This window comes from Ruminococcus sp. (assembly GCF_045129435.1).
Taxonomy (GTDB): Bacteria; Bacillota; Clostridia; order Oscillospirales; family Acutalibacteraceae; genus Ruminococcoides.
Window position 1 is genome coordinate 1 of sequence record NZ_JBGVJL010000013.1, and the last position, 21,140, is coordinate 21,140.

Below are 21,140 nucleotides of genomic sequence, written 5' to 3' on the forward strand. Positions count from 1 at the left end.
TAAGAGTTTTTCGGTAAAATATTTGTAGAGCATATTTGTTCCTCCGTTTCAGGTTTCTAGTCAATTCCATTTTAACGGATTTTAGACAAATATGCTCTACTTTTTTTAAAATTATTTTTGTAGGCTCTATTTGTTACCCCAACATTTATTATAGAGCCTTTTTTCATTATATAACAAACGGCTTTTTTCTTTTTGCTATCGCAATTAAAAGGCTTTTGCTATTGTGTTCAAGCCACCAAACAGCTTGCTGTTTGGCTATCGGAAATTTGCGTAAGCCGAAAGTATTTGTGGGCTTTGCCCACCCCCACAACCTTTGAAAAAGGTTGACCAAATTTTTATGTCCGAGTATAAAGTCTGTAATAATTCAGGCAAAAATTTCCCGACCAATACAAAACATAATTACCCAAACTATTGCAAAACAAAAGGCAATATCACATCAATGATACTGCCTTAATTTTTAAAGAAAATCCATAGGGTCGAGGCGGTCGGTTTCACTTTTTCTGATTTCAAAGTGTAAATGCTCGCCCGTTGAGTCGCCTGTTGAGCCGACATATGCTATAGTTTGTCCCTTATATACTTTATCACCCTGGCTTACTGCAAGTGAACTGCAATGTCCGTAAAGTGAGTAGTAGCCGTTGCCATGGTCAATTATTACATAATTGCCGTAGCCTGAATCATCATAGCCTGCCCAAGTTACTGTACCGCCGTCTGACGCTACAATATCCTGACCGCCAATGCCGTCATCTGAAATATCAATACCTGAATGAAGTCTGCCCCAACGATAGCCGTAGTAGCTTACAATTTCGTGAGTGTAGGGAACAGGCCACATAAATGAGCCTGTAGCCTCATATGACGGAGCGTCGCTTGTGCCTTGAAGAATAATTTCGTTCTTAGGCTCTTTAATAACCTTTCTTGCGGTTTCCACAGAGTTTGTCTGTTCGCCGTTTACATAGGTTACCTTGTATGTTACCTCGGCCTCGCCGTTTTCGCCCTCTTGCTTGGTTTCGTTGAATGTATTGCTCTTTGAATCGTCATACTCATACTGAGTTCCGTAATCAAGGGCTATTGTATCGGTAACATCTGTAGTAACTGCCACATAAAGGTAATCCTTTGCAAGCTTTAAAACTTCATCTGCCGTAAGCACAGTTTCGTTTGGAAATTTGCCGTTGATAATCTTTACTGTGTTCGCAAAATCTGCGGTTGTTGCATCGTCATAACCCTCTTTAGCGTCTGACAAAATCTTGTTAAGTGCATTGCCAAGAAGTGTAGTTTCACCGGTTACACCAATTTTTTTGCCGTTGATGTAAAGTGCAGAAAGCTGAGCACCAATGTTATTGTTCAGCACTGCATTTGTAACAGTCTTTTCTACTGTGTCGGTTGCTTCATCTGCTGTAGCTACGCTTGAAAATTCATCAGAAGTGTAGTCAACATATGAATAGTTTGAAGACTTGGCACTCTGTACTGTTGCCTTGTTTTCTACAGGTACAGACACCGCACTTGCTCCTGATGCAAACCCGATCATTACTGCTGTAAAGCAGGCAACAGAGGCAAGCATAGCCTTTTTCTTAATTGACTTATACACACTTGCTTTTGAAACAGGTGCAGCGTGAGCATATTTTCTGTCGGTTGTATTTCTGGTTGTTGTAACAAGCTTTAAGGTGTTTGTGTCAGAGTTAAAGCTTACGCCCTGTCTTGCAGCACTGTAGCGTTTGTCGAAGTAGCAGATTTCAGCTCTTTTTGAGCTTGTCTGTTCAAGCTTTGGCATTACTACAGGTCTTGTCTGTTTTCTTACAACAGGCTGTGCAGCTTTCTTTGTCACAGTAACCTTTCTTGTTGATTTAATCTTAAACTTTTTCACTGCGAGTGCAGCTGCTCTCTTTATAAAGCGAACAGTTTTCTGAGCGGTATTAAGTTGTTGAGGTTTACGCCTTGTAAAAGGAAGGCTTTCAATTTCTTTGTAGCCGTCCTTACCAATGAACTTTGTACTCAAATAAATTCTCCTATCTCATTAACTGTTACATTTCTGTAACAAACTTACAAGTACTATTATAACAAATAGTAACAAAATTGCAATAGAAGAATTAAAAACCGTAACCTTACCCAGTATTTAGCACAAATACAGACAGCAAAATTATGCAACAGATACAATAATTCTCAAAATTAATTATACTTTAAGTTATCGACAGTTAAATCTTTTAACTTATCGTAATATTTATTCAATGCCTCAATAGCACCGTTAAAGTCGTGTTCCTTGTAATTTCCACATTCTGCCGCAGTATTTCCGGGAATTTCGCCGGTGTGATTTTTACATTTATAAATAGTTTCTTTAATAAGTGCAAGTGCGTCCTCCTGCGACATATCTCTTACAAGAAAATAAAAGCCGGTTCTGCAGCCCATTGGGCCAAAGTAAATTACCTTGTCGGCACTTTCACTGTTTCTTGCATAGGTAGCAAAAAGATGCTCTATAGTGTGCATAACAGGGTTTGGCAAAAACGGTGGTGTGTTTGGCTTGATAAATCTCATATCATAAGTTGTGATGTCGCCGTCAATGCGTGATACATACACGCCCGGCTCAAGTGTATCGTGGTTTACCTGAAAGCTTGCAATTCTTTCCATTATAATGTCCTCTTTCCAAATAAAATTATGCGTAGTCGGCAATGTTTGTAAAGCAGATGTTGAGGTCAACCTCGCCGTCAATGCCGTCAACCTGACCTGCTGTTGTGTATTGCCACATTGAAAACTGATAGTAAAATTCCGGTGTGTCGCTGTATTCGCAGTACCAAATGTCGAAATCCTTAAGCCTTGAAAGGTCATATTTAAAGTAAAGCTCTCGGCTTGGAGAGTAAATTGACGCTGTGTAGCCGTTAGCCTCAACGGTCTGGCAAAATGCTCTTGCACATTCTGTGGCTTCGTAAGCCGAAACGCTGTCTGTTCTTGCGTCATCGTCCTTAACAATTTCCCAGTCATAGGCAACAGGATAATCAAGCTTGATGTCACCGAGAATTTCTTTTACATAATTAGCTTCTTCAATGGCTTCATCGGTGTTAATTGCCTGAGAGAAGAAGTAAACACCAACCTTAATGCCGTTTTCCTTAGCTTCGGTAATGTTTTTAATAGCACTTTCGTCTTGATATAAAGTGCCCTCTGTGCCATAGCCTCTGCCGCCGATTCTTATCATAGCAAAGTCAATGCCTGAGTCCTTTACCTTTTTCCAGTCAATATTGCCGTTATAGTCCGACACATCAATACCCTCTGTGGAGGCTGCCTTTCCGTTTTCGTTGTAATACTTAAAATTAGCGTCAGCAGAAAAATTATTCTTATCAAGGGTGTTTTTCGCCACACCTTCAAGCTCTGTTATCCAGATTTGACCAAGTGTGGAATCGTTAATCAATATTTTTTCTCCTGTAGTTTTTACTGTTGTATCGGTAGGAGTGGGGGTGTATGAGCTTTGCTCGGTTTTGCTTTCGCTTTTACCGCCACAGCCTGTCAATGCAACTGTACTTACAAGGAGTGCCGAAATAAGTATGTATTTTATCTTTTTCATCGTATTAACTCCTATTTTGTATTTATTAAAGACAGGATAACACAAAAATAAATTTCTGTAAATAAAATAAGTCAAAATTTATATTGAAAATATTGTGAAAATTAAGTATAATAGAACAGTATAATGCAACAATAAAGCTCACAACAAAGAAAGGAGCGTGGATTATGAATGCTGCAAAGGTAACCGGATATGCCAAAAAGTCAAAAAAAGAGCTTATTAAAGCTATTGATGACTGCATATCGCTGAGTCAGCTTTTTGCACTTATTCAGCATGAGAATATTACTTTGCAAATGCATTCACAACCGGGTGCTTCAAATCTTGCTCCAAAAGTGCTTTCCGCAAAAGAAATTATAAACAAAAAAGACACTCCGCTTGAGCGTCTTAAAACTGAAATAAAAAAGTCTGTGCTTAAAAGCAAATAGCAGTTGTATCGTTAGTCGGTACAACTGCTATTTTGTTAAATCAGAATACTACTACAAGGAGCATCTTAAAACATTCCTCACCAAATACAGCATGAGGGTGCTTTGCCGGCATTACGATTGACTCGCCTTCCTTGAGAATATACTCAACACCGTCAATAGTGATTTTGCCCACACCGTCAAGACAGGTAACAAATGCGTCACCGCCGGATTCGTGAGTGCTGATTTCTTCGCCCTTGTCAAACGCAAAAAGTGTTACGCTTACAGCGTCATTCTGCACAAGAGTTTTGCTTACAACCATTCCGTCCTGATATGAAACTTCATCTTTTAATGTAAGCACCTGTGATTTGCTGATGTTTTTCGTTTTGCCACCGGATAATATATCCATAATTATGCCTCCTTTAAAACATATTTTATTTTGCACAATATTATAGCACAAATACTTATAAAGCTCAATAATTCTTTTGTGCTGTGATTGATAAAATCACGCAAACTGCCAAATTTATCTTCTTATATTGATATATAAAATAAATTGATGTAAAATAGTAATGTTATACTATTAGAGGAAATTACAGAAAGGAAAAATTGAGAGGAAAATTATGATTAAACTCAGAAGATTTTTAAAGGACTACAAAAAAGAATGTATCATTGGCCCTTTATGTAAGCTTTTTGAGGCAATACTTGAGCTTATTGTTCCGCTTGTTATGGCGGATATAATAGACAACGGCGTTGCCAATGGTGACAAAGGATATGTACTGCGAATGGGACTTGTAATGGTTGCACTTGCGGCAACAGGCTTGCTTAGTGCCCTTGTGTGTCAGTATTTTGCGTCAAAGGCTTCACAGGGATTTGGCACAAAGGTGAGAAGAGCGTTGTTCTCGCACATCAACTCGCTTTCACACGCAGAGCTTGACAAGCTTGGTACACCGTCACTTATTACAAGAATTACAAATGATGTAAACCAGTCACAGCAGATGGTAGCTATGACAATAAGACTGCTCACAAGAGCACCGTTTATTGTTATAGGTTCAATTATTATGGCAATGACAATCAGCGTGAGAATGTCAATTATATTTATAATCGCCGCAATAATCATTGGCTTGATTTTATACTTTGTAATGACAAAGAGTATTCCGATATTCAGCCTTATGCAGAAAAAGCTTGATAAAATCGGACTTATTTCAAGAGAAAATCTTTCCGGCAACCGAGTAATCAGAGCTTTTTCAAAGCAGAAGAGTGAAAAAGAGAGAATTGACAATTCCACAGAAGACTTAGCGGTAACTTCAATTCGCATCAGCAAGCTTTCAGCGTTACTGAATCCCGCAACCTATGTTGTAACAGACATTGCAATTATAGCAATTATCTGGTTTGGCGGTTTGAATGTAAATGCAGGCAATATGCAGACAGGCGACATTATTGCCCTTGTAAGCTATATGACACAGATTTTGCTTGCTATGATAGTTGTTGCAAACCTTGTGCTTTTAATGACAAAGGGCAGTGCATCTGCGGCAAGAATTAACGAGGTGCTTGAAACCGAGCCGAGCGTTAAGGAAAAGACACAGGAGATTATTTCTGTAAATACAGACGAAAGCACACCGAAGATTGCCTTTAAAGATGTATCATTCAGCTATGGCGGCGGTGATGATGAGCTTAGCAAGATAAGCTTTGAAATTAAGCGTGGCTCAACAGTCGGCATAATCGGCGGTACAGGCTCAGGTAAGAGTACGCTTATCAACCTTATACCTCGTTTCTACGATGTAACAGGCGGCAGCGTTGAGGTTGACGGCAGAGATGTAAAGGACTATTCCTTCAAACAGCTCAGAAAGCAGATCGGTATAGTACCACAGCAGTCAATACTTTTTAAGGGCACTATTCGTGACAATATGAAGTGGGAAAATCCTGATATTACTGACGAAGAAATTATTACAGCACTCAAAAATGCACAGGCTTATGAGTTCGTTTCAAAGCTTCCTATGGGACTTGACAGCCATGTTGAGCAGGGCGGCAAAAACTTCAGCGGCGGTCAAAGACAGCGACTCTGCATAGCAAGAGCCATTGCGGCAAAGCCAAAGGTGCTTATTCTTGACGACAGCTTTTCTGCTCTCGACTTTGCCACAGATGCGGCACTCAGAAAGGCACTTAGCCAATATACTCACGAAATGACAGTTATTATTGTAACACAGCGTTGCTCAACAATTATGAATTCAGATTTAATCCTTGTGCTTGACGACGGTATGCTTGCGGGCAAGGGTACTCACAAGGAGCTGCTTAAAAATTGTGAAACCTACAAGGAAATCTGCCTTTCACAGCTCAGCGAATCGGAGGTGGAAGTATGAAAAAATCTGTAGTAAGAAGAGTATTAAAATATATAAAGCCGTACAAGGGCTTGCTTGCACTTGCGATTCTCAGTGCAATTATCAGCGTATCACTTACACTTTACATTCCTGTACTCACAGGTAATGCAATCGATAATATCATTGACAAGGGCAATGTTAATTTTGAAAATGTTCTTCAAATTATAATTTATATAGCTGTCGGTGTTGCAGGTGTTGCAATTTTCCAATGGACTATGACATATTTTACAAATGTGATTTCATACAAGACTGTAAGAGATTTGAGAAGAGATGTTTTCTGCAAATTTAATGATGTGCCGCTTTCGTACATTGACACACATTCGCACGGTGACCTCATCAGCCGAGTAATCAACGATGTTGATGCTGTAGGCGACGGCCTTTCACAGATGTTTTTACAGCTTTTCTCAGGTATTGTGACAATCCTCGGTACAATGGTGTTTATGTTTATGATTGACTGGAGAATTGCCCTTGCGGTAATTATTCTTACTCCGCTTTCATTGTTTGTGGCTGCCTTTATCGGCAAAATGACACACAACCGTTTTGCAAGACAGCAGCAGCTGCAGGGCGATATTTCTTCATATGTTGAGGAATATGTAGGCAATCAGAGAATTGTAAAGGCTTTTTCATATGAGGACAGAGCATTTGAGAATTTTGAAAACTACAATCAGGAGCTTTATACAGTCGGATTTAAGGCTCAGTTTGCAGGTGCTCTTGCAAACCCAAGCACACGATTTGTAAACGCTATGGTATATGCGGCAGTTGGTATTTTCGGAGCGATTACCGCAATTTCAGGCACACTTTCAGTAGGTCAGCTTTCATGCTTCCTTACCTATGCTAACCAATATACAAAGCCTTTCAACGAGGTAACAGGTGTGCTTACACAGTTGCAGACAGCTATTGCAGCGGCAGGCAGAGTTTTTGATGTGCTTGACGCTGAGGACGAGCCGGAGGATAAGCCGGATTCGGTTAAGATTGAGAATTGCAAGGGTAATGTAAAAATTGAGAATGTCAATTTCTCTTATGTAAAGGATAAGCCGCTTATCACAGATTTTTCACTTGATGTAAAGAGTGGCAGCCACATTGCTATTGTAGGCCCTACAGGCTGTGGCAAAACAACATTCATTAACCTGCTTATGAGATTCTATGATACCGACAGCGGCAAGATTTCTATTGACGGTGTTGACATCAAGGATATGGAGCGTGACGAGCTGAGAAAGCTGTACGGAATGGTATTGCAGGATAGCTGGCTGTTCTGTGGTACAATTATGGAAAACCTCAAATACGGTAATCCTGATGCTACCGATGAACAGGTAATAGAGGCTTCAAAGGCTGCTTATGCACATAGCTTTATCAGAAGAATGCCTGAGGGCTATGACACTATGATTTCCGAGGGCGGCGGTAACCTTTCTCAGGGACAAAAGCAGTTGCTTTGTATTGCCAGAGCAATGCTCTCAAACCCTACTATGCTTATTCTTGACGAGGCTACATCTTCTATTGATACGCTTACAGAAATTCGTGTACAGAAGGCATTTGCAAAGATTATGCAGGGCAGAACAAGCTTTGTTGTTGCCCACAGACTTTCCACTATCAAGGAAAGCGATGTTATCCTTGTTATGCGTGACGGCAACATCATTGAGCAGGGCACTCACGATGAATTACTTGCAAAGGGCGGTTTTTATAAAAACCTTTACGAAAGCCAGTTTGCAAAGTAATTGGTGTCACAGAGTGACACTTTTATAAAAAAGCTATATATTATCAGCTAAATACAGCCGAATATTCAGAACAAATGTTTTAACTTTGTAACCGTTTTATGTAAAAATATTACAAATGATTTTTTATGAGTCGCAAAAACCCCAGATTTATGGCGGTTTTGCGGCTCTTTTCTTTTGAATAATTATGCAAAAGAATAATAAATTAAAAAACGATTAAAATAATTTCAAATTTGAAAAATATGGGTGTCATTTGTAAATTTTATTTCATTTTGTGCTATATTTATCTTGATTTTTAAAGGCTAATGGGGTATAATGATAGCAAACGGTGGCAGAAGGTGTCATTTGGTGGCTGAATGGTACTCAAAAAACCGAAATTCAGTTCGTTTGGAGGTGGGCAAAATGTTTTCCGGAATGTCTAATCATTCAATAGATGCAAAGGGAAGAGTTGTTTTGCCTGCAAAATTCCGTGACGAGCTTGGAGAAACCTTTTATGTAGCACAGGGATTTGGCACTCCTTGTATTCAGGTTATGTCAAAGGAGGTTTTTGAGCATTTCTGTTCACAGATAATGCAGCTGCCGGCTAACAAGGCAATGATTCTCCAATATACTTTTACCGCAACTGCTGTTGAGGTATCGCCCAACTCACAGGGCAGAGTTTTGCTTCCGCAGACTCTTAGGGAGAATGCAAAGCTTGAAAGCGACGCACTTGTGATTGGTCTTAATAACCGTATTGAGATCTGGAGCAAGTCGGTATTTGAGGATTATGTAAATTCACAGAAGGAACAGCTTGCCGATGCAGTTGGCAGCCTTTCATTCGGATAAGGAGCAAGCTATGGAATTTAATCATATTCCCGTCCTGCTCAATGAAACCATCGAAGGGTTAAATATTAAAGAAAACGGCATTTATGCCGATGGTACTGCAGGCGGTGGTGGTCACAGCAGCGAAATTTTAAAGCACCTTACCACAGGAAAGCTTATTTCTATTGACCGTGACCCGGACGCAATCCAAACGCTTACAAAGCGTTTCAGCAAAAATGAAAATTCAATAATCATCAAAGGTAACTTTGCAGACATTGCCGAGCTTTTAAAGCAAAGAGGCGTTGGCAGACTTGACGGAGTTATGCTTGACATCGGTGTTTCTTCTCATCAGCTTGATACTGCTGAGCGTGGTTTTTCTTTTCATGAGGACGCTCCTCTTGATATGAGAATGAGTCAGAGCGGTACTACAGCCGCCGACCTTGTAAACTCGCTTCCTTTTGAGGAGTTACGCAGAATTATCTACACCTACGGTGAGGAAAAATTTGCGGATTCCATTGCAAAGGGAATTGTGAAAGCAAGGGAAGAACAGAGAATTGAAACAACATTGCAGCTTGCGGAAATCATCAAGCAGAATGTTCCTCAGAAGGTAAGGAGAGAGGGACATCCGGCAAGAAAGACATTTCAGGCAATAAGAATTGCGGTAAATGACGAACTTGGTGCTTTGAACAAAGGACTTGACGGAGCTTTTGAAATGCTTGGTTCAGGCGGAAGATTGGCGGTTATTACTTTCCATTCGCTTGAGGACAGAATCGTAAAGCAAAAAATGGCTTCTTGGTGCAAGGGTTGTACTTGTCCAAAGGATTTCCCGGTTTGTGTTTGCGGCAATAAGCCTAAGGCAAAGCTTGTTACCAGAAAGCCTGTTTGTGCAAATGGGACAGAATTGGAATTAAATCCCAGAGCAAGAAGTGCAAAGTTGAGAATATGCGAAAAAATATAGTTTTTTCCTTTACAGCTATAGACAAATGAACGAAATTGTAGTAAAATATAACAAAGCTGTAAATAAGGTTACAAGTACAATTAGTGGTAGCTTTATGAACTGTAATTACTATATATACGCATAATATTAGGTTTTAAGGACGATTTTTCGTCCCTAAAATACATATAATTCTTATTTAATTATTAAAATTGTGAAATATTTTGCTCGTTTAGAAAAATGAGTATATTGTGTGTTTTATTAAATGATAAATCGGAAAGGCACAGGGTGCAGAAATATGGCATATGAAAACAGAAACGCAGCGTATGATTTAAGTCTTTTTGACCAGACTTCATCAGCAGCTCCTTTGCCAAAACATGACGAAGAAGTAGAAGAGGTAAAAGCACCTAAGAAAAAGGTCGGCAAAAAGGTTATTTCCTTACCGGAAGAGGAAATACATAAAATCAGAAAACGCAGACACAATCCACTCAAGGTTACTTTCGGTGCATTGGGCGGAGCGGCAGTTGCAATGATTATTGCAACAATCATTATCGGACAGGTAAGAATCACAGAGCTTAACCAGCAGATTATTACCGCAAAGGAAACACTTTCAAACGCACAGAGTGTTTACACACAAACAGAAATGAGCTTGCAAGGAAAGCTTAGCTCATCAGACATTGAAAAATATGCCGAAAACCAGCTTGGTTTGACCAAAGCATCAAGTTCTCAGCAGGAATTTGTTTCACTATCAGGCGGAGATAAAGCAGAGGTTACTTCTCCGGAGAGTGAAAACCTCTTTACTCAGTTTATCAGCTCAATAGCAAATCTTTGGTCATAACATAACGGCAAACTTAATACAAATGTTATGGAGGAATAAGAGTTAAGACTGTGTCTTGGCTCTTTTTTCGGTATTGAACAATTATTGTAAATTATTTACATTTTTATAAGGATATTGCGGTTGAAAGGAGAAATTTTGTTGGTGAAAAATATTTTTGAGAAAAAAGATAAAAAAAAGAAGGCCGCAAAAGGTCCTAATCAGCGTTTAAGACACAGAACAGCGGTACTTATTGTGCTGATCCTTGTAATTGGTTTTGGTGCAATTATCGCAAGACTCGGTTACCTGACCACAATTCAGAGCGGAGAGCTTCAGCAGGCGGCAGTTGAGCAGCAGCTTATGGACAGAAAGCTTCCGGCAAAGCGTGGTACTATCTATGATTCTAACGGCAAGGTGCTTGCAGAGAGTGCTTCTGTATGGCAGGTAGTAATGTCGCCTGCAAATATAGATACCGATAAGCAGAGAGAGGCCATTGCCTCGGGTCTTTCGGAAATTCTTGGACTTGACAAGGCAGACTTGCTTGAAAAGACAAAGCAGAACAGTTACTATGTTGTAGTTAAGCGTAAAATTGAATCGGACGCAAGAACAAAAATTCTTGAGCTTATCGATAAGCTTAAGAAGGACTATGATTGCAGTGATTATGCTGTTCAGCTTCAGGACGATTATAAAAGATATTATCCGAACAACGACCTTGCTTCCAATGTAATAGGCTTTACAGGCAGCGATGAGCAGGGACTTGAAGGTATTGAGTATGAGTACGATACATATCTTAAAGGTACAGCAGGCAGAATTGTAACAGCTAAAAACTCAGTCGGTACAGAAATGCCTTTTCAGTACGAGCAGAATGTAGCGGCTCAGGACGGTAACAATCTTTACCTTACCATTGATTCAACAATTCAGTCAATTTGTGAAAAATATATGGCACAGGGTATTATTGATAACGATGTACTCAACAAGGGTGTTTGTATTCTTATGGATGTAAACACAGGTGCTATTCTTGCTATGGTTACAGCAAACGGCTATGACCTTAACAATCCTTATCAGCTTTCCGAAGATGATCAGAAGAAAATTGATGCACTTCCTGAAAAGGAGCAGGATGCGGCAGAGAGTGCGGCACTTTCGGCAATGTGGCGTAACAAGGCAGTTGCCGATACTTATGAGCCGGGTTCTGTATTTAAAATGTGTACTGCATCAATGGTACTTGAGGAAGGTCTTGTAGATCCCGACACAAGCACATTCTATTGTTCAGGTTCAATGACAATCGCAGACGCTGATCCAATCCATTGTCATAACCTTGCCGGTCATGGCACACAGAGCTTTACAGATGCTATTGTAAATTCATGTAACCCTGCTTTTATGCAGATGGGTCAGTTGCTCGGCATCAGCAAATATACTCAGTATTACAAGGCTTTTGGCTTTGCAGACAAAACAGGCATTGACCTTCCGGGTGAGGCTGATGACCAGTTCTTTACAGATATGGACGAAGTTGACCTTGCGGTAGGTTCGTTCGGTCAGAACTTCAAAATCACACCTATTCAGATGATTACAGCCTGTGCGGCTGTAGCAAACGGCGGTTATGTTCTTCAGCCGTATGTAGTTTCTAAAATCACCGATTCTGACGGCAATGTAGTTAAGAATGTTGAAAAAACCGTTAAGCGTCAGGCTATTTCAAAGGCTACATCTGACAAGATGAACGAAATTCTTGAGTACAACACTTCAACAGCTGGTTCAACCTCAGGTTATGTTGCAGGTTATCGTGTAGCAGGTAAAACCGGTACTTCTGAGAAAAAGGGCGTTGAAATTATAAGTAACTACAAAGAAGACTATATTGCATCATTCTGCGGTTATGCTCCGGCTGATGATCCGCAGGTAGCAATGCTTGTATTCTTTGATACACCAAACGGTGCTTCTTACTATGGTTCACAGGTTGCTTCACCTGTATTCATAAACATTATGTCAGAGGTTCTTCCTTATCTCGACATAAAAACAAGCTACTCTGATGATGAGCTTGAATATATTGATGTTATAGCAGGCTCTTATGTTGGACTTTCAGTATCAGAGGCAACTACAAACGCTGAAAATGACGGCTTTACCGTTACAGTAAAGGGTGAGGGCAGCAATGTAATCTCTCAGATTCCTGCCGCATCATCACAGATACCAAGCGGTGGTAATGTTGTGCTTTACACAGATGAGGCAAGCACAGCCGAAAAGGTAACAGTGCCAAATCTTATTGGATATTCAGTATCTGAGGTAAATGCAGTTGCAAGCTCTTACGGACTTAATGTAAGCCTTGTGGGTGCGGCATCGGGCAGCGGTGTGGTAAGTACATCACAGGATATTGCAGAGGGTACTATGGTTAGCGAGGGTTCATTGGTTACAGTAACCTTCAGTTCATCTGTAAGTGTAAACGATTAAAATGTGCAATTCGAGGGGATTGCAAGGTTAAATATAAACATTGGGCAGGGCTTTGATTATTCAAGCCCTTTGCCCGTATGAAAGGAACGATAATTAATGGTATATGGAATCTGGACTTTTGTAGCGGCTATCGTTGCATTTATAATTTCAGCAGTTGCGGGTGCGTTTTTAATTCCAATGCTTCGCAAGCTTCACTTTGGTCAGACTATTCTTGAGGACGGCCCAAAGTGGCACAAGAAAAAGCAGGGCACACCGATTATGGGCGGCTTTATGTTTATTATTGCAATTACTGTAGTTACAATAATCAGCACAATAGTTTACCTCTGCATCGGTAAGAATTTCATAAACCTTTATTTTGCGGATATTAATAAGGAAACTGTAATGATATTTGCGGGACTTTTCCTTGCTCTTGCAAATGGTGCGATCGGTTTCATTGATGACTATACAAAGGTAGTAAAAAAGCGTAATCTCGGACTTACCGCAAAGCAGAAGCTCGTTTTGCAGTTTGCTGCCGCTATTGCCTACATTGTTATTCTTGCAGTTGCAGGCTGCGGCACAGCTACTACTATTCCTTTTGTCGGCAGAGTTGACCTCGGCTTTTTCTACTACATTATTTCAGCGATTGTAATTGTTGGTATTGTAAATGCTGTAAACCTTACAGACGGTGTTGACGGTCTTGACGGTTCAATTACATTCTTTGCATGTATCAGCTTTATGATTATTGCTTGTATGATGAGTGCACTCGGACTTACTGCTATGTGTGCGGCTGCAGCAGGTGCTTGTCTTGGATTCCTCGTTTGGAACTTCCACCCTGCAAAGGTATTTATGGGCGACACAGGTTCACTTTTTCTTGGCGGTCTTGTGTGTGCATTAGCCTTTGGTGTAGATATGCCGATTCTTCTTCTTCCTGTTGGTATTGTATATCTTTGCGAGATGTTCTCTGTTATTTTACAGGTTACATATTTTAAGGCTACTCACGGTAAAAGATTATTTAAGATGAGCCCTATCCACCATCACTTTGAGATGTGTGGCTGGAGCGAGGTTAAGATAGTAACTGTATTCAGCATTGTAACAGCAATTTTCGGTGCTATTGCCGCAATTATTGCTTACTTTGGCGTGGTTGCTTAATTTGTCTTTTAAGACAGACGGGAGGTTTTGCGAATGGCTCCGTATATGAATATGATACTCAAGGCTGATATAAACAGAATATACGATGAAAAGTACCTTGAAGCTGAGCAGGCAAAGAATGAAAAATTCTTTACACGCCCCAAAAAGAGTACTGATAAATCTACCGGTAAAAAACGCAGAAAAAAGCCGGGTTGGATTACAACAGGTATGGGCATAGATTTGCCGTTCTGCATTATTATTCTTGTGCTGCTCACAATCGGTTTGATTATGATGTTTTCAGCAAGCTATCCTGTTGCGTATTACACACTTGGAAACAGCTACTATTACCTTGTAAGACAGCTGATTTTTGCCGCAATCGGCGTAGGATGTATGTTTGGACTTTCGTTTTTTAACTATAACAAGCTCCACAGATTTATTCCTTTGATTATGGGTATTTCGTACCTTGCTTTGATTATAGTTCTTATCGTTCCTTCAGGCGAAGCAGGCGTACATCGTTGGATTCCTTTAGGCCCATTTAATATTCAGCCGTCAGAGATTGCTAAATTCTCAATTATTATTTTCTTTGCACATTGGTGCAGTAAATATTACGACAAAATGCAGCTTCCAAAATACAGCGTACTTCCCGGTATTATTGTATTCGGTACAACAGCGGCACTGCTCTTTTTAGAGCCTCACTACTCAGGTATTGTAATTATAGGTGTGCTCACAGTGCTTATGCTCTACATTGGCGGAATGAAAACAAGATACCTTGCAATCGGCGGTGTAATTCTCGGAATTTTGATAGTTGTACTCGCTATGACAGGCGGACTTACTTATGCAATGAGCCGTATGGACGGTTGGGGACAGTCACTTGAATACACAACTGAAGATATGTGGCAGACAACTTGGCAGACAAGAAACTCACTTTATGCTATCGGTTCGGGCGGACTTTGGGGACTCGGACTCGGTCAGTCAAGACAGAAGTTCCTGTATTTGCCGGAGCCACAGAATGACTTTATCTTTGCTATTGTAGTAGAGGAGCTTGGCCTTGTAGGTGCTATCCTCATACTTCTTATATTTGCACTCCTTGTATGGAGAGGAATTACACTTTCACTTCGTGCAAAGGATAACTTTGGTAAGCTTTTAGGTATTGGCCTTACCTCACAGATTGGTTTGCAGGTAATTCTTAATATTCTTGTAATTACCGACTGGCTGCCAAACACAGGTATCAGCTTGCCGTTCTTCAGCTACGGCGGTAGTTCACTTATTATGTTGCTTGCTCAGATGGGACTTGTGCTTTCAGTTTCAAGAACCGCAAACATTGAAAAGCAGTAAGCGTTTGGAGGTATATAAATGAGAGTTTTACTTGCAGGCGGCGGCACAGCAGGACACATTAATCCTGCACTTGCTATAGCAGGCTTTATAAAGCAGAAAAAGCCTGACACAGAAATTCTTTTTGTAGGCAACAAGGGCGGTATGGAGGAAACTCTTGTGCCACAGGCAGGCTACAATATGAAATTTATTGTAATCAGCGGTTTTAATCGTAAGCTTTCTCCAAAGGCAGTTGTCGATAATGTAAAAACTGTTAAAAGAACAATTACTTCGTCTATTGACGCTAAGAAAATTATAAAAGAATTTAAGCCCGATATTTGCATCGGCACAGGCGGATATGTTTCAGGCCCTGTTATCAGAGCAGCTGCAAAGCTTGGTGTTAAAACTGTAATTCACGAGCAGAACGCTTACCCTGGAATTACAAACAAAATGCTTGCAAAAGAGGTTGACAAGGTAATGCTTGCTGTGCCGGACGCTAAAAAGCATTTTGACCCGAAAGCTGACTTTGCCGTTACAGGCAACCCTGTAAGAGGAAAAATTCTTACAGCAAACAGGGAAGAGGCAAGAGCAAAGCTTGGTGTTGATGAAAGACCTGTAGTGCTTTCATTCGGCGGAAGCCTTGGTGCAAGAAAAATCAATGAGGGTGTTGCAGATCTGATTGCAAGAAGCGGAATTGACGGTAAATATCAGCATATTCACGCTTATGGCAAATTCGGCAAATGGTTCCCTGACCTTTTGAAGGAAAAAGGCTGTGACCTTGAAAAAGCAACAAATCTTGATATTCGAGAGTTTATAAATGATATGGATGTTTGTATGGCGGCGGCTGATTTGGTAATCTGCCGTGCAGGTGCAATCACATTGAGCGAAATTCAGGCACTTGGCAAGCCTGCAATCCTTATTCCGTCACCAAATGTTGCAGAAAATCATCAGTATCACAATGCAATGGCACTTGTAAATGCCGGTGCTGCCGACATTATTGAGGAAAAGGATCTCACAGGCAGTCTGCTTATGGAAAAGGCAGACAATATGCTTTCAAATCCCGAAAAACTTGCGGAATACGCAAAAAATGCAAGAAAAACAGCTATTACAGACGCTAACGAAAGAATTTATTCCGTAATAAAAGGTGTGCTTGGACTTGTGTAACAAATACCGCCCTTGATACATAGAATGTAAAGGTATTTTATGTAGGAGGGTGTTATTGTGTCAAGACTTCTTGTTACCGGACGGGAAAAGCTCAGCGGTGAAGTGAATGTGCAGGGTGCTAAAAACAGTGCTTTGCCAATCATTGCGGCGTCGGTTCTGACAAAGGGTGAAAATGTATTTTATAATTGCCCTGACCTTTCGGATATTGATGCGTTGTCACAGATACTTCATTATCTTGGCTGTGATGTAAAGCGTTTTCACACAACTATGCTTGTGACAGCTGACGGATTGTGCAGAAACGACATTCCGGATGTCCTTATGCGAAAAACAAGAAGTTCAATAATATTTTTAGGTGCGGTTCTTGCCCGTACGGGTGCGGCAAAACTTAGCTTCCCAGGTGGCTGCGAGCTTGGCCCTCGTCCAATAGATATGCACCTTAATGCACTCAGACAAATGGGTGCGGAAATTGTAGAAAAGCATGGTGTTATTGATTGTACAGCACCAAAGGGACTAAAAGGCACGAAAATTGCACTTTCGTTCCCAAGTGTGGGTGCAACCGAGGACATTATGATTGCTGCAAGCACGGCTGAAGGCACAACTACAATTATTAATGCGGCCTGTGAACCTGAAATTTGCGACCTTGCAGATTATCTTAACAGCTGCGGTGCAAAAATATGCGGAGCAGGCGAGGGTGTTGTGGTGATCGACGGAGTTTCTTCTTTAAATTCTGTTCAGCACACAATAATTCCCGATAGAATTGTTGCGGCAACGCTTATGGCAGCTGCGGCGGTTACTCGGTCAAAAATTACGCTGAAAGGCATCGTGCAGAGCCACCTTGGTACAGTAATTCCTGTTCTTGAGGAGGCAGGGTGTGATATTCGCACAAAGGGCGGAACTCTGACTGTATCAGCACCGCAAAGGCTTTCGGCTTTCAGAACAATTCGCACAATGCCGTATCCGGGTTTTCCTACAGACGCACAAGCACCGCTGATGGCAGTAGCAAGCGTGGCTGAGGGAACAACGGTTTTTGTTGAAAATATTTTTGAAAACAGATACCGACATACAAGTGAGCTTTCTCGAATGGGTGCAAAGATTAAAACCGAGGGAAAGGTTGCTGTTGTAGAGGGTGTAAGGTCATTATATGGAGCAAAGGTAGAAGCTCCGGATCTGCGTGGCGGTGCTGCCCTTGTTATTGCGGCACTTTCGGCAGACGGCATTACTGACATTAGCAATGCCGAGTATTTGGAGCGAGGATATGAAAATATAGAGCTTATGCTTGGCTCACTTGGGGCAAATATTGTTAAGCTTTAGGAAGGGTATATTGGAAGGAGGATAATATGGCAGAAGATAAAAGGAAGGAACTTTCGGCAGAAGAACGAAGAAAAATTCAGAAGCAAAGAAAGCAGGCTGCCAAAGAGGCACAGAAGTACCACAAAAATCAAGGAAAGGCAGCAAAGTCCTCCGCAAAGCAGGAAAATAAAGAGAAAGACAGTGCAAAAAGTACTGCCAAAAAGCAGACAGAACCTAAAAAACAGGCTGAAAAGAAAAAGCCTGAAACTGCACCGTCTAAGAAAAATGCAAATTCACATAAGCCAAAAACCAACGCAAAAGCAGAGAAAAAATCTCACAGCAAAATCGAGCAAAAGCTCAATGAGCAAATGAAAAAGCAGAGAGATGATATATCTCAGGAAGAGCGTTATATCAGAAAAAGTGAGAAGAAAATCAAGAATTTAAAGCCAAAGGCTTACGATGACGGATTTTATATAGATGAATTTGGTGAACGCCAGAAGCAACAGCGTGTGGCTCAGAATATAAGAGAGCAGGAGAATGAAAAGGTTAAGCGTCTTAAAAAGCCGATGACCTCTTCGCAGATTAAAAAACGCAGAATTTTAGCCTCAGTCATTACCTGCGGTGTAGTTCTTTTGGTGGGAATAATATTGTCGCTTACCGTACTTTTCAAAACCGAAAAAATTGAGGTCGAGGGCGACAGCTACTACAGCAAAGACCAGATAGTTTCTTTTGCAAATGTTGCCTTGCAGAACAACATTTTTATGGGAAAATTTATGTCAACTCCGGACAGAATTTCCGAAAAACTTCCATATGTGGAGTCGGCAAGAGTTGATTTTGTTGTGCCTGATACAATAAAAATTACGGTAAAGGACGCCGTACCGTCTTATGTAATCATTAATGACGGCAAGTTTTTACTTATCAGCTCAAAGGGCAGAATACTTGATGTAATGGCTGATAATTCAGCAAATTACCCTGTTCTTTCAAGCTCGGCACTTGAAACCACCACAGTAGGCGAATATGTGTCTTACAGCGATGAGAATGTTCCGGTAATTCTTGAGGAAATTTCAGATTCTTTAAGCAAAAACGAGTTTACAGGCATTACTGCTATTGATGTGACAAATACAGCTTCGGTAAAGCTTGTATATGACAACAGAATTGCTATTATTCTTGGCTTGCCCGATGATATTGATTATAAAATCAGAACAGCAATGGCAATAATAACAGAAAAGCTTGACCCGAACAAAACAGGTGCAATCTACGGCACTCTTGATGTGTCATCTTGCAGTACAACAAAGACATCTCGTTTCAATCCAAATGAAACCATAGCAATTACAACAGCACCTCAGGCAGCAACTAATTCTGCTACGCAGAGCGTGTCGGACGGTACTGTTCCGGCTACTACTTCACCGGGCTCAACCGTTGCAACAAACAGCAACGGTGAGTATATAGGCAATTTCCCTGATACAGGTTTGGATATCGGCAACGGAATACTTGCTTTTGATACTAACGGCGATGGCATTGCGGATTGCTTTGATACCGACGGTGACGGCTATGCAGATGTGTTTGGTTCGCTTAGCAGTTCTTCAGGTTCAGGCTCAACCGATACGGGTTCGGATAGCTACTCAGACAGCTACTCGGACGGATATTCTGACAGCTACAATGGCGGAGCACCATCTGAAAATACAGATAATGTATCTACTGAGTACGACAGTGCGGATAATTCATATTTATAATTCGTATATGTAAATATTTGCTATAATAAAATGTAATTTTTGATAAAATATATTTGTGTGGACAAATACGCAAAAAACGATAAGTGTTAATCAAAAAAAACACGCAAAAGGATTGATATTTTTACAAAAGTGTGTTAATATATGAATTATAATCGCCTTAAATGTGATATTATGATTTTAGACGGGATTAACATAGATAACAAGGAGGAAGTTTAAATGTCTTTTGAGCTTGAATTGGAAAATGAGTATATGCCTAAAATTAAAGTAATCGGTGTTGGCGGCGGCGGCGGAAACGCCGTAAACCGCATGGTTGATATGGGTGTTAAAAATGTAGAATTTATCGCTGTAAATACAGATGAACATGTTCTCAGACTTTCAAAGGCTTCACAGAAGGTACAGATCGGTGAAAAGCTTACAAAGGGTAAGGGTGCAGGTTCTAAGCCTGATATTGGCAAGAGTGCCGCTGAGGAAAGCAATGACGAAATTGCTGCTCTTCTCAAGGATACAGATATGGTATTCGTTACTGCCGGTATGGGCGGTGGCACAGGTACTGGTGCTGCTCCTGTAGTTGCTAAGATTGCTAAGGATATGGGTATCCTTACAGTAGGTGTTGTTACAAAGCCTTTCGCTTTTGAGGGCAAGAGAAGAATGACACAGGCTGAGCAGGGTATTGCAGAGCTTTCTGCTTGCGTTGACTCACTTATTATCGTTCCTAACGAGAGATTAAAGTATGTCTCAGAAACAAGCATCACACTTCAGAACGCATTTGCTATTGCAGATGATGTTTTAAGACAGGGTGTTCAGAGTATTTCTGACCTTATTCTCCTTCCTGGTCTTGTAAACCTCGACTTTGCCGATGTTACATCTGTGATGAAAGACGCAGGCTATGCTCATATGGGTATGGGTAGTGCTACAGGCAAGGATAAGGCTACTGTTGCTGCTGATATGGCTATTTCAAGCCCACTTCTCGAAACTTCTATTGACGGTGCTAAGGGTCTTATCATCAACATTACAGCTTCTGCTGATGTAAGCCTTGACGATATTGACGCTGCTTCTACAATGATTAAGGATAAGGTATCTGAGGATGCAAACATCATCTGGGGTGCTGTTATTGATGACAAGATGGAGGATGCTATCAGCGTAACTGTTATTGCTACAGGTTTCAATGCTGACAGCCAGGTTGCTAAGAAGAAAATTGAGCAGGGCTTCCTTACAGAGGAGAAAAAGCCTGCCGCTCCGGCTGCTCCTGTTGAAAAGTCAAAGAAAGATGTTACAGACGATGATGACGATACTTTCTATGACATTATGTCAATCTTCAACAAATAATTATACTTAAACTTTTAAGACCACTCGTAGTGAGTGGTCTTTTTATATAATGCAATTATGCACATATCGCATAACATAATGCAAAAATATTATAATTCGCATTATGGGTGGTGTTGTAATTGTGGCGGATATTGTTTATAATACAAACAGAATGAAAATGTTCTTGCAGGTCGGTGACGATTGACCTGTGTTATGTAC

At 40.7% G+C, this 21,140-nt stretch carries 17 protein-coding genes; 13 read left to right on the forward strand and 4 right to left on the reverse strand.

What is annotated here, in order from left to right; all coding sequences use genetic code 11:
* Positions 1 to 457 precede the first annotated feature (457 nt).
* The 3 genes from ACJMMI_RS00555 to ACJMMI_RS00565 all read right to left on the reverse strand — a co-directional run bounded on the left by ACJMMI_RS00555 (position 458) and on the right by ACJMMI_RS00565 (position 3,544).
* Positions 458 to 1,990, reverse strand: coding sequence for a peptidoglycan DD-metalloendopeptidase family protein (locus ACJMMI_RS00555; RefSeq protein WP_405352494.1), 1,533 nt, complete (start codon positions 1,988 to 1,990; stop codon positions 458 to 460).
* 170 nt (positions 1,991 to 2,160) lie between these two features.
* Entirely contained in the window at positions 2,161 to 2,616 is a 456-nt protein-coding gene (locus ACJMMI_RS00560) for an S-ribosylhomocysteine lyase (protein WP_405352497.1), read from the reverse strand.
* A gap of 25 nt (positions 2,617 to 2,641) precedes the next feature.
* Positions 2,642 to 3,544: a glycoside hydrolase family 25 protein gene (locus tag ACJMMI_RS00565; protein ID WP_405352499.1), complete on the reverse strand. Its 903-nt coding sequence runs from the start codon at positions 3,542 to 3,544 to the stop codon at positions 2,642 to 2,644.
* 164 nt (positions 3,545 to 3,708) lie between these two features.
* Here ACJMMI_RS00565 and ACJMMI_RS00570 point away from each other — a divergent pair, with 164 nt between their 5' ends.
* Positions 3,709 to 3,966 carry a hypothetical protein gene (locus ACJMMI_RS00570; RefSeq protein ID WP_405352502.1) on the forward strand — a complete coding sequence of 86 codons (258 nt, stop codon included), beginning with the start codon at positions 3,709 to 3,711 and terminating at the stop codon, positions 3,964 to 3,966.
* A 40-nt stretch (positions 3,967 to 4,006) separates the two neighbouring features.
* Here the strand turns inward: ACJMMI_RS00570 and ACJMMI_RS00575 are convergent, their stop codons facing one another.
* Entirely contained in the window at positions 4,007 to 4,351 is a 345-nt protein-coding gene (locus tag ACJMMI_RS00575) for a cupin domain-containing protein (RefSeq protein ID WP_405352505.1), read from the reverse strand.
* A gap of 211 nt (positions 4,352 to 4,562) precedes the next feature.
* Here ACJMMI_RS00575 and ACJMMI_RS00580 point away from each other — a divergent pair, with 211 nt between their 5' ends.
* The 12 genes from ACJMMI_RS00580 (at position 4,563) to ftsZ (ending at position 20,942) form a co-directional block, all read left to right on the forward strand.
* Entirely contained in the window at positions 4,563 to 6,299 is a 1,737-nt protein-coding gene (locus ACJMMI_RS00580; protein ID WP_405352508.1) for an ABC transporter ATP-binding protein, read from the forward strand.
* Positions 6,296 to 8,029, forward strand: a complete 1,734-nt coding sequence (locus ACJMMI_RS00585; RefSeq protein ID WP_405352511.1) for an ABC transporter ATP-binding protein — start codon at positions 6,296 to 6,298, stop codon at positions 8,027 to 8,029. Before ACJMMI_RS00580 ends, ACJMMI_RS00585 begins: the two co-directional genes overlap by 4 nt.
* A 399-nt stretch (positions 8,030 to 8,428) precedes the next feature.
* Positions 8,429 to 8,851, forward strand: a complete 423-nt coding sequence (mraZ, locus tag ACJMMI_RS00590; protein ID WP_405352513.1) for a division/cell wall cluster transcriptional repressor MraZ — start codon at positions 8,429 to 8,431, stop codon at positions 8,849 to 8,851.
* Positions 8,852 to 8,861: 10 nt separating this feature from the next.
* Positions 8,862 to 9,785 carry a 16S rRNA (cytosine(1402)-N(4))-methyltransferase RsmH gene (gene rsmH / locus ACJMMI_RS00595; protein ID WP_405352515.1) on the forward strand — a complete coding sequence of 308 codons (924 nt, stop codon included), beginning with the start codon at positions 8,862 to 8,864 and terminating at the stop codon, positions 9,783 to 9,785.
* Between the two features lie 274 nt (positions 9,786 to 10,059).
* The gene (locus ACJMMI_RS00600) at positions 10,060 to 10,599 is read left to right on the forward strand and encodes a hypothetical protein (protein WP_405352518.1); all 540 of its coding nucleotides are present in this window, start codon (positions 10,060 to 10,062) and stop codon (positions 10,597 to 10,599) included.
* 141 nt (positions 10,600 to 10,740) lie between these two features.
* Complete coding sequence (locus ACJMMI_RS00605; RefSeq protein ID WP_405352521.1) at positions 10,741 to 13,011, forward strand: penicillin-binding transpeptidase domain-containing protein; 2,271 nt, start codon at positions 10,741 to 10,743, stop codon at positions 13,009 to 13,011.
* A gap of 96 nt (positions 13,012 to 13,107) precedes the next feature.
* On the forward strand, positions 13,108 to 14,139 hold the full coding sequence (mraY, locus tag ACJMMI_RS00610; RefSeq protein ID WP_405352522.1) for a phospho-N-acetylmuramoyl-pentapeptide-transferase: 1,032 nt from the start codon (positions 13,108 to 13,110) through the stop codon (positions 14,137 to 14,139).
* A 33-nt stretch (positions 14,140 to 14,172) separates the two neighbouring features.
* Positions 14,173 to 15,453 carry an FtsW/RodA/SpoVE family cell cycle protein gene (locus ACJMMI_RS00615; RefSeq protein WP_405352523.1) on the forward strand — a complete coding sequence of 427 codons (1,281 nt, stop codon included), beginning with the start codon at positions 14,173 to 14,175 and terminating at the stop codon, positions 15,451 to 15,453.
* Positions 15,454 to 15,471: 18 nt separating this feature from the next.
* Positions 15,472 to 16,593, forward strand: coding sequence for an undecaprenyldiphospho-muramoylpentapeptide beta-N-acetylglucosaminyltransferase (gene murG, locus ACJMMI_RS00620; RefSeq protein WP_405352526.1), 1,122 nt, complete (start codon positions 15,472 to 15,474; stop codon positions 16,591 to 16,593).
* 57 nt (positions 16,594 to 16,650) lie between these two features.
* Positions 16,651 to 17,904 carry a UDP-N-acetylglucosamine 1-carboxyvinyltransferase gene (gene murA / locus ACJMMI_RS00625; protein WP_405352528.1) on the forward strand — a complete coding sequence of 418 codons (1,254 nt, stop codon included), beginning with the start codon at positions 16,651 to 16,653 and terminating at the stop codon, positions 17,902 to 17,904.
* 26 nt (positions 17,905 to 17,930) lie between these two features.
* A complete protein-coding gene (locus ACJMMI_RS00630; RefSeq protein ID WP_405352530.1) occupies positions 17,931 to 19,616 on the forward strand; it encodes an FtsQ-type POTRA domain-containing protein in 1,686 nt (561 codons plus the stop codon).
* 216 nt (positions 19,617 to 19,832) lie between these two features.
* The gene (ftsZ, locus tag ACJMMI_RS00635; RefSeq protein ID WP_405352533.1) at positions 19,833 to 20,942 is read left to right on the forward strand and encodes a cell division protein FtsZ; all 1,110 of its coding nucleotides are present in this window, start codon (positions 19,833 to 19,835) and stop codon (positions 20,940 to 20,942) included.
* Positions 20,943 to 21,140 lie beyond the last annotated feature (198 nt).